Origin of the sequence: Amycolatopsis sp. lyj-346 (genome assembly GCF_046548975.1) — a bacterium.
In the GTDB taxonomy this organism is placed as follows: Bacteria; Actinomycetota; Actinomycetes; order Mycobacteriales; family Pseudonocardiaceae; genus Amycolatopsis.
This window is the reverse complement of the sequence record NZ_JAJPWT010000044.1, coordinates 1-1475: the sequence shown is the minus strand read 5'-3', so window position 1 is coordinate 1475 and position 1475 is coordinate 1. Positions and strand designations below refer to the sequence as shown.

General features: G+C 57.4%; 2 protein-coding genes. Both read right to left on the bottom strand.

The features are described from left to right. Positions 1–834: prophage tail fiber N-terminal domain-containing protein (locus ACLJQE_RS44585; protein WP_410645915.1), on the bottom strand; the 834-nt coding region annotated here is incomplete at its 3' end. 64 nt (positions 835–898) lie between these two features. Beyond that, a complete protein-coding gene (gene lom, locus ACLJQE_RS44580) occupies positions 899–1474 on the bottom strand; it encodes an outer membrane beta-barrel protein Lom (protein WP_069302186.1) in 576 nt (191 codons plus the stop codon). Position 1475: the final 1 nt, after the last annotated feature.

Sequence of the window (1475 nt, the reverse complement as noted above, 5' to 3'; positions counted from 1 at the left end):
GTCTGCCGCGGCAGAGGCGCTCCGTTCCGCTGCTGTTTCAGATGACCTGGCATTCGTCTCGGACGTTTTTGCCGCCCTGGCAGAATTTTCTGCCGCCGTTGCCGAGGAAGCTGCACGACCGGCACTTGATGATGCGTTCGTTTCTGATGATTTTGCTGCCTCTTTTGAGGCCACCGCATCTCGTGCTGAAGTGGCGGCCTCTGACGCTTTCGTGGCCGCGGTGGAGGCAGACGTGGCGGCTGATTGTTGTGACGCTGCAGCATTCGTTTCTGACGTTTTCGCCGCACCGGCACTGGTGGCCGCCGCGTTTTTTGAGGACTCTGCGGCTGCGGCACTTTTTTCCGCTTCAGTGGCCTTTGCTGATGCCGCTTCTGCGCCGGAGGACGCTTCCTGAGCTGACGATGCAGCCTGTCCGGCGGACGTGCTGGCGGCGCGTGCTGAGTCAGTTGCATCAGTCACAAGGGCCGCGACCTGAGCAGCTGATGCACTGGCATCGCCGGCTGATTTCTTCGCGTCTGCCGTACTCTGTGCCACCACGGACGCGTTACGCGCCACCTCTTCCACCATCAGTTCAAGACGACGCAGCACCTCCGGCCGGGCATCATCCTCCGTCATGGCACAGAGAAAATCATTCAGCGTCCCCGGTTGTGAATCTTCATACACGGTGATGGTCCCGGCGTGCGATGGTGGAAACCCGGCTTCATCCGGATTCTCTGAGCCCACCGTGTTCACCACCACCGTGGTGCTGTTACGTCTGGCTTTCAGCTGAATGGTGCAGTTCTGTACCGGTTTTCCTGTGCCGTCTTTCAGGACTCCTGAAATCTTTACTGCCATATTCACCCCACAAAAAAGCCCACCGGTTCCGGCGGGCTGTCATAACACTGTGTTACCTGGCTAATCAGAATTTATAACCGACCCCAACGATGAATCCGTCAGTACGCCAGTCGCCACTGCCGGAGCCTTCATAAGCAATATCAACAACGACGGACGCTGCCGGATTAATCTGTATACCTGCACTCCACGCCACTGAGGTATGCCGCATTGCACTTTCGTCCCTGGCAGTGGTCGTCTCTTTCATATACCCGGGAGTGATTTCCGTCTTACGGTAATCCATTGTACTGCCGGACCACCGACTGTGAGCCACTCCGGCCATGGCGTACGCACTGACCTGCTTACTGATTTGTAAAACCGGTCCGGCCATCACGCTCACATAACGTCCACGCAGGCTCTCATAGTGAAACGTATCCTCCCCGGTCATCACTGTGCTGCTCTTTTTCGACGCGGCGAACCCCAGGGAAGCCATCACCCCCACACTGTCCGTCAGCTCATAACGGTACTTCACGTTAATCCCTTTCAGATGACTCACACCGGTATCCCCGCCCGACAACGACGGCAATGTACCCGGTTTCACTTGAAAATAGCCCACCGTAAACGTACCATGTCCACCTTCCGCACGGGCCGGAGTGACTGTCACC